The following is an 8427-nucleotide window of genomic DNA, read 5'->3' as shown; positions in this document are numbered from 1 at the left end:
TCCGTGCTGACCTTCGCCAACGGGGTCAAGGCGCAGACCTACTATGTCGAAGTGGTCGGAGCGGAAGGCGACGCGGACGCCGACTACAGCCTTGGGGTTGCCACGGAGGTCGACGACTATGGCAGTACCTCAAAGACCGAGGGCAATTTCGAGACCGATAATCCCTACCCAGGCGAGATCCAATGGGCCAACGATCAGGATTGGATAAAGCTATCGGCCGACCCCTTGGCGCTGTATCGTATTCGTATTACGGATAGCAATACAAACTCTACATCGGACACCAGCATCGAGCTGGTTGACTCCAAGGGTAACGAGATCACCGAATACGTTCGGATACGTACCAATGGCGATACATCCACAATGGCATTCTTCAACGATTCCAGTCGGACATCAACCGTCTATTTGAGCATCTCGGGATCCGATGAGGACGCGACCGACATTGGCTATGAGGTGTTTGCCGAGGTCTATTTAGAGGATGACTATGTCATCAGCGGTGACATCGACAATGCCTTGGATTCGTTGTCGGATGCTGATTTTTGGGCATAGAGTTCGACCTCGGGTCGAGCTTAGAAAAGCGAGAGCTGGCCATGCCGTCCGGGCGGCCTGAAGAGATCGCATCGCAACGGCGCCGCCGGCCCGAGACCGAGGCGCCGTGCGGCGAGTGCGAAGCGCTGTGACATGAGGTCGGCATAGACTCCGGCACCGCGCATGCGGGTGCCGAACCGCTCGTCGCGGTCCAGTCCGCCGTGGGCCTCGCGCAGCCGGTTCATGACATGATCGTAGGCGTCCGGCTCCATCGTCTTCAGCCATTCGCTGAAGAGCCCGGAGACCTCTCCGGGCAATCTCAGCAAGGAGTAACAGGCCGATCGGGCTCCCGCCACCCGTCCGGCCGCCATCAGGCGCTCCAACTCGTGGTCGGTCAGCACCGGGACGATGGGGGCCACCATGATCCCGACCGGAATCCCATGTTCCGCGAGCCTGGCCATGGCCTCCAGCCTTCGGGCTGGGCTCGCCGCGCGCGGCTCCATCGTTCGGGCGAGCTTCGTCTGCAGTGTCGTGAGGCTGAAGACGACCTGCGCCAAGCCCTGCTCAGCCGCCGCGCCGATCAGATCCGCGTCCCGCTCGATCAATGCCGACTTGGTGATGATGCTGAACGGATGTCGGCATTCGAGCAGCACCTCGATGGTACGCCGCGTCAGCTCCAGCTCGCGCTCGACCGGCTGATAGGCGTCGGTCGCCGTGCCGATGGCGACGGGGGCCGGACGGTAGCTTCGGGCGCCGAGTTCGTCGCGCAGGCGTTCGGGGAGATCCGGCTTGTGGAAGAGGCGGCTCTCGAAGTCCAGTCCCGGCGAGAGGTCGACCCGGGCATGGTAGGGTCGGGCGTAGCAGTAGATGCAGCCGTGCTCGCAGCCGCGATAGGGATTGAGCGAGCGGTCGAAGGGGACGTCCGGCGAGTCGTTCCAGCTGAGCGCCGAGCGGGCGTGCTCGACGCTCAATGAGGTGCGAAGCGGGGGCGGATCGTCACGGTGCCAGCCGTCGTCCACCGACTCGGTGGCGTGCGAGAGGTAGCGGCTGCCCGGATTGCCGAGCGCGCCGCGCCCCCAGGGTCGCGGTTTCTCGCTCAACGGCCCCCGTCAGTTGACGCCGCGGCTGGCCTTCTTGCGCTCGTGCTCCTTCAGATAGCGCTTGCGCACCCGGATGGCGGTGGGAGTGATCTCGACCAGCTCGTCGTCCTCGATGAACTCCAGCGCCTGTTCGAGGGTGAACTTCACCGGCGGGGTGAGCAGGATGTTCTCGTCCGATCCGGCGGCGCGGATGTTGGTGAGTTGCTTGGCCTTGAGCGGGTTGACGGTGAGGTCGTTGTCGCGCGAGTGGATGCCGACCACCTGGCCCTCGTAGACCTCTTCGCCGGGTGAGACCAGCATGCGGCCGCGCTCCTGCAGGTTGAAGAGGGCGTAGCCCAGCGCCTTGCCGGTGGCGTTGGAGATCATGGCCCCGTTGCGGCGCGGCGCGATGCCGCCCATGTGGGCTGGACGATAGCGCTCGAAGACGTGGTACTTGAGTCCGGTGCCCGAGGTCAGGGACATGAACTCGGTCTGGAAGCCGATGAGCCCGCGCGAGGGGATCTCGTAGTCCAGACGCACCCGGCCCTTGCCGTCCGGCACCATGTCCTTGAGCTCGCCGCGGCGCTCGCCGAGCGCCTGCATGATGGAGCCCTGCGAGGTTTCGTCGACGTCGACCGTGAGCTGCTCGAAGGGCTCGCAGATCTGGCCGTCGATCTCGCGGAAGATGACCTCGGGACGCGAGACGGCCATCTCGAAGCCCTCGCGGCGCATGTTCTCCAGCAGGATGGAGAGGTGCAGCTCGCCACGTCCGGAGACGCGGAATTTCTCGGGATCGTTGCCTTCCTCGACGCGCAGGGCGACGTTGTGGATCAGTTCGCGCTCCAGGCGGTCCTTGAGCTGACGCGAGGTCAGGTACTTGCCTTCCTTGCCGGCGAAGGGCGAGGTGTTGACCTGGAAGGTCATGGTCACGGTCGGCTCGTCGACGGTCAGCGCCGGAAGCGCGTGCACGTGCTCCGGATCGCAGAGCGTATCCGAGACGTTGGGCGCCTCGATGCCGGTCAGGGCGACGATGTCGCCGGCGGTGGCGACCGGAACCTCGTGACGGTCGAGGCCCAGATAGCCGTAGACCAGCCCAATCTTGACCTTGTGCCGCTCCCCGTCGCGCTTGACCACCACCACCTGCTGGTTGGGCTTGACGCTGCCGTGACGGATGCGTCCGACCGCGATGGCGCCGACATAGGCGTTGTAGTCCAGGGTCGAGACCTGCATCTGGAAGGGCGCGTCCGGGTCCACCTCGGGCGCCGGACAGTGCTGGACGATGGCCTCGAACAGGGGCGTCATGTCGCCCTCGGAGACGCTGTCGTCGAGTCCGGCATAGCCGTTGATCGCCGAGGCATAGACGATGGGGAAGTCGAGTTGCTCGTCGGAGGCGCCGAGCCGGTCGAAGAGGTCGAAGACCTGGTCGATGACCCAGTCCGGCCGCGCGCCCGGACGGTCGATCTTGTTGATCACCACGATGGGGCGCAGACCGTGCTCGAACGCCTTGCTGGTGACGAAGCGGGTCTGCGGCATGGGGCCTTCCTGGGCGTCGACCAGCAGCAGCACCGAGTCGACCATGGAAAGCACGCGCTCCACCTCGCCGCCGAAGTCGGCGTGTCCGGGGGTATCGACGATGTTGATGCGGTAGTCGTTCCAGCGGATGGCTGTGTTCTTGGACAGGATGGTGATGCCGCGCTCCTTCTCCAGCGCGTTCGAGTCCATGACCCGTTCCACCGGGCCGAAACGCTCTCCGAGCGTGCCGGACTGCTGGAGCAGCTTGTCCACCAGCGTGGTCTTGCCATGATCGACGTGGGCGATGATGGCGATATTACGAAGATTCTCGATCACTGGGGCAGGCTCCGAGCAGTGGCAACAGGTTGAATTCAGGATGTCAGGATGCGGATCGGCGGCGGGGACGAGCGCCTCGGACGGGTCGGGCGTGACGCGGATGGCCGGTGCAGGATTATATACCCTTCGTGCGTCGGTTTATCGTTCCATGTCTCGCAAAACGCTTTGGTCTCATGAAGACTGTTTTCGGGGAGTTAGACCTCAATCCTTCGACGCATTATCGTCACATCCTCGCAACACGCCGTTGAAACTGGATTTTTTCGGAATGCCAACAGCGCCTGTGGATAACTTTGTGAACAACATTTGGGCATTCGCCTTCAGCCCGCGTCGTTGCTGGACTCGAAACAGATTGACCGGATTTTGATCGCTTGTTTTTTATTTATTTAAAACAATTAGTTAGTGCGTATAGGCGATTTTTTCTATCGATACAGAAGGTTGCGTTCATTGTCTTGCTGCGGCCTCTTGACTCATGTGAACAAATCCGTTCGGCGCATCCCGACCGACACTCGGGGGATCGGCCGAGGCACCGGATCTCCATGGTGCGGGCAAGGTGTGGGAAGGGGGTGTCGGGTCAGCGATCAACATATTGAATATCCTGATAAATCAATATGATTCGAGTAATCACCCGGGGTTGCGCTCTCGTTCGAAAAGGCACAGCATAGCTCGGACATTGGGATAAGAATCCAATGCGAGTCGTAATGTTCGTTCTGATCGGGGCGCTCAAGACCCCGAAGAGTCTGCCCAGGGATCTGGGCTGTCCATGCCTCGGCTGATTCGCGGCGAGACGATAGGGCTTCTTGTCCCCCCGGTTCTTGCTGCCCGTCGCGTCGAGCCTCCACCGTCAGTCAACGGAACAGAGAGAGCCAACTCGAGCATGACGCCTACCGACCTGCAAAGCGTTCGCGATCACATCGCCTCCCGCATCATCGGCCAGCAGGCCTTCATCGACAGCATGCTCGTCTGTCTGCTGAGCGACGGCCATCTGCTGGTCGAGGGGATGCCCGGCCTGGCCAAGACCACCGCCGTCAAGGCGCTGGCGGAGGCGCTCGAAGGGGACTTCCACCGCATCCAGTTCACCCCGGACCTGCTGCCCTCGGACCTCATCGGCACGGACATCTACCGTCACGACAAGGGCGAGTTCGAATTCCGCCAGGGACCGCTGTTCCACAACCTGCTGCTGGCCGACGAGGTCAACCGCGCCCCCGCCAAGGTCCAGTCCGCGCTGCTGGAGGCGATGGCCGAGCACCAGATCACGGTCGGCCAGAGGACCTATCCGCTGCCCCAGCTCTTCATGGTGCTGGCGACCCAGAACCCGGTCGAGCAGGAAGGCACTTACCACCTCCCCGAGGCCCAGCTCGACCGCTTCCTCATGCAGGCCGTCGTCACCTATCCGACGCGCGAGGAGGAACTCCAGATCCTCGAACTGGACGGCCGACAGCAGAAGCAGAACTACGATCCGCCCGCCAAGCGTCTGAGCCAGGCCGAGCTCTTCGCCATGCGCCGCGCGGTCGCCGAGCTCTATCTGGACCCCAAGCTGCACAGCTACATCGTCGACCTGGTCCAGGCCACCCGCCAGCCCAAGCTCTACGACAAGGACCTCGGCCGCTGGTGCCGCTTCGGCGCCTCCCCCCGCGCCTCCATCGCCCTGGCCCGCTGCGCCCGAGCCCGCGCCTGGCTCGACGGCGACGACTTCGTCGCCCCCCACCACATCCAATCCGTCGCCCCCGAGATCCTGCGCCACCGCATCCTGCTCACCTTCGAGGCCGAGGCGGAGGGGATTACCACGGATGCCTTCATTAAAAAGCTGTTGAGTTTGGTGGCAATTCCTTGAAAAAGGCGGTTGGGTGTTTGTTGGGTCTAATCTGTCTAGCGCAGAAATGACGGAATCCGTCTAATACCATAATTACGGATTCTGTCTAATCAACTGTTAGCATGTCCAAATTTCAAGCTGGGTAGTTAAGATGGATGAAGCAAAAGAAATTGTGGCCAAAATACCTAAAGAGGCATGGGCGAAATTAGCGTCAACTGCGTGCGAGACATTCGAAAAAATTATTTATCCATTAACAGCAACAACCGAAGGAATTGGTAGATTAATAGAGTTGCGCTTTAGCAAACTATGTGATGAACAAAAAATAATTGCGGCTAAATGCTTAGAGGAAGCCCACGAAAAAGTTAAGCACGCGTCAGAACACAAGAAAACACCAAGAGTTATAAAGCCTGCCGTTGTTTTTGAATCACTTGATAATACGGATAATCAAACTGATGAAACCATAAGGTCACTATGGGCTAATCTTCTGGCAAACGAATTTCTACAAGGTGATGTTCACCCCGAAATAGCAAGGCTGCTATCTAAGATTACTGCGCAAGACGCGCTAGTACTTTTGGATGTGGCGAAAAATGACTCAATTTCCATCACAAACAAAGTATTGAGAGCTCTAGCGTCTACGTATACGCTTGGTTGGTTAAGCGAAAGATCGTCGTTTAATCATGAATATTTGAAGTCATTGGGTCTTATAAGGGAGCTTGAAAAAAATGTATGGCTTCTAACCCCTGCTGGGCGAGAGTTGATGCGATGTGTAAGTGAGCCATAATGAATGGTAAATGATATGCTAACAAAAGGCTCAAGGCGACCCCAAACCGTGCGTCGAGCTCAGGGGTTCATTTATGGCTTCGGTGCAGGCGCGGTTTGGGTCGTCTTACCCTTACTTTAGCGCCAGCAAGTCCGCACTCAAATGCTGAAACCTGATTCCCCGTTTAAGAACATCCCAAGCAATACGCATCCTCGCCAAGCGTTTTTTTTGGACGGGCTTCGGCATGCCTTCGAAATCGCGGACCTTGCTTTCAGTCGCCTTGCCGCAGGGCTGCCTGTGCTCTTGGACGCGCAGCCGAAGTCAGCATTGCCGAAGAGCTTTGCACCATATTATTTGGATGCTTGGGCTTTCGTTGATGCTGTCGACCGCCTTCGGGTTCTATGGAAACTCCAGCCGGGGGCTGAGGGAATACCAGACCCCTTCAATCCCGCCAGTATTGACAGTGATCTCCAAGCTATTCGGAAGATCCGGAACATATCTGATCATTTGGCACAGAAAGCCGATCAAATCGTTTCGTTGAAAGTTTCGGCGTTGGGGGAGCTTAGTTGGGTGACGGTCTACAGCCTTGATCCGCCGGCCATGAAATCGGCATTTATCAGGCCCGGCTTTTTGCATGCGTCGGTTAACGTTCAGCTGAACATCCCCAAAGAGAAACTGCATGTCTACGGCTCTGTAGCGAACATCTTGCTGAAGGCAGCCAACCATACTGCGGACCTTTCATTTGCGCACTCTCGTTTGGTGAGCCTTGCGCAATTCGCAGAGTCAAGCCTCGAGGCCATGTTCGCAAAGGGCACTCCGGTAAAACCTTACGGAACGGACATGTTCGCAAGTTGCGACCTTGAGTTCCCTGAGAAATGAACGCCACGACACTAACAATAGCGTCACTTAGACCCAGAGAGCCTCGATCGTCCTTCCGGCTAGGGGCGCTTGGTCCGCACAGCGGACCCTACTCGAAACCGCGATCCGTAGGGTCCTCTACGCGGACCTTCGGCGGTTGAGTAGCCGGGTGGCCGAAAGGATGACCAAGACCCCTGATCCATTCATCGAAATGGGCCATCGACGCTCTGTCCATGCCTCGGATCATGATGGGACCTGAATGAGCCTCTACCCTCGACTCGACGATCTGCTCGAACTGCGCCATCAGGCCCATACCCTGGGTCTGCAGTCGCATCATCTGGTCAATTCGGCCTTCGCCGGGCTCTATGCCTCGGTGTTCCGGGGTGCCGGGGTCAATTTCGAGGAGGTGCGCGAGTACCGCGAGGGCGACGACATCCGCTACATGGACTGGAAGGTCACGGCCCGCACCAACGAGCCGCACATGAAGATCTTCCGCGAGGAGCGCGAGCGGTCCGTGGTGCTCTGCGTCGACAAGGGGCCGCACATGAGCTTCGGCACCCGAGGCACCTTCAAGTCGGTCCAGGCGGCGCGCGCGGCGGCGCTGATCGGCTGGGCGGCGAGCCGGCTGAACGACCGGGTCGGCGGTCTGGTGTTTGGCGATCCGGAGACCGGGCTTCAGCATTTCCGGCCCTCGCGCGGACGGCGGGCGCTGTGGCAGGTCCTGCGCACCCTGAGTCAGCCCGGGACCCAGATGGATCCCTCGATCGACTGTCTCGGCGGTGCCCTGCGCCGCGCGACCACCGGACTGCCGACCGGCTCGCTGCTGTTCGTGATCGCCGATCTCAACCGCGAGGTGGTGGGACTGGAGCAGGTGCTGGGCGATCTCTGTCAGCGCAACACCGTGGTCCTGGTCCCGGTCGACGACCCGGCCGACTGGGAGATCCCCGCGATGGGCGTGGCGACCTTCACCGGCACCGACGGCAGCCTGATCGAGATCGATACCGACGACGCCGAGGCCAAGGCCCGCTTCCGCGCGGGCTGGGAGGCGCGGCGCGAGCATCTGCAGGCGATGGCGCATCGGCTGCACATCCTGCTGCTGCCGGTGCGCACCGACGCCGAGATCCATCTCACCCTGATCCGCAACCTCGAACAGCGCGCCCGCTCGCGAGCCGTCTAATGGATCCCATCTTCACACCCGTTCAAACCCTCCAGCAGCTGCGCGACATCCGCGACATGCCGCCGGTGTCCTGGTGGCCGCCCGCGCCCGGCTGGTGGCTGGTCGCGCTCGCCTCTCTGGTGCTGGGATATCTGATCTGGCGCTGGCGGATGCCCCTGAGCCTGCGGGTGCCCATCCCCGGCATCACGCTCGGGAACTGGCGCTGGGACGCGGCCTCCGCCCTGCGCGATCTGAGACGCCGGCTGCACGGCGGGGCGGATGCCAAGGCGATTGCCGGCGATCTCTCCGAGCTGCTGCGTCGCATCGCCATGGCCCGGCTGGGCCGGCCCGCCTGCGCCGGTTTGACCGGCGAGGACTGGCTCCGCCGGGT

Annotated in this window: 8 protein-coding genes; 6 read left to right on the top strand and 2 right to left on the bottom strand. The window is 60.9% G+C overall.

Translation table 11 applies throughout. The features are described from left to right. Positions 1–546, top strand: a 546-nt coding sequence (locus tag D779_RS19155) for a hypothetical protein (RefSeq protein ID WP_157726465.1), incomplete at its 5' end; no start/stop codon positions are given. A gap of 20 nt (positions 547–566) precedes the next feature. On the opposite strand, the gene D779_RS19150 is transcribed toward D779_RS19155, so the two are convergent. Together D779_RS19150 and typA are read right to left on the bottom strand one after the other, a co-directional pair. Then, on the bottom strand, positions 567–1625 hold the full coding sequence (locus tag D779_RS19150; RefSeq protein ID WP_043757442.1) for a PA0069 family radical SAM protein: 1059 nt from the start codon (positions 1623–1625) through the stop codon (positions 567–569). Positions 1626–1634: 9 nt separating this feature from the next. Beyond that, positions 1635–3452, bottom strand: a complete 1818-nt coding sequence (gene typA / locus D779_RS19145) for a translational GTPase TypA (protein ID WP_043757439.1) — start codon at positions 3450–3452, stop codon at positions 1635–1637. Positions 3453–4326: 874 nt separating this feature from the next. Here typA and D779_RS19140 point away from each other — a divergent pair. From D779_RS19140 to D779_RS19125, 5 genes are all read left to right on the top strand, one after another. Further along, a complete protein-coding gene (locus D779_RS19140; protein WP_043757436.1) occupies positions 4327–5283 on the top strand; it encodes an AAA family ATPase in 957 nt (318 codons plus the stop codon). Between the two features lie 130 nt (positions 5284–5413). Further along, positions 5414–6043 (top strand): Abi-alpha family protein, encoded by a 630-nt coding sequence (locus tag D779_RS22425; protein WP_157726464.1) that lies wholly within the window; start codon positions 5414–5416, stop codon positions 6041–6043. Positions 6044–6184: 141 nt separating this feature from the next. Beyond that, complete coding sequence (locus D779_RS21325) at positions 6185–6901, top strand: hypothetical protein (RefSeq protein ID WP_157726463.1); 717 nt, start codon at positions 6185–6187, stop codon at positions 6899–6901. 238 nt (positions 6902–7139) lie between these two features. Beyond that, a complete protein-coding gene (locus D779_RS19130) occupies positions 7140–8057 on the top strand; it encodes a DUF58 domain-containing protein (RefSeq protein WP_043757435.1) in 918 nt (305 codons plus the stop codon). Further along, a partial coding sequence (locus tag D779_RS19125; RefSeq protein WP_043757432.1) for a DUF4381 domain-containing protein occupies positions 8057–8427 on the top strand: 371 nt, incomplete at its 3' end. The genes D779_RS19130 and D779_RS19125, both read left to right, overlap by 1 nt.

This window comes from Imhoffiella purpurea, assembly GCF_000585215.1.
Taxonomy (GTDB): Bacteria; Pseudomonadota; Gammaproteobacteria; order Chromatiales; family Chromatiaceae; genus Imhoffiella; species Imhoffiella purpurea.
Note: the sequence above shows the minus strand (reverse complement) of the source record. Positions and strands in the feature narration are given on the sequence as shown.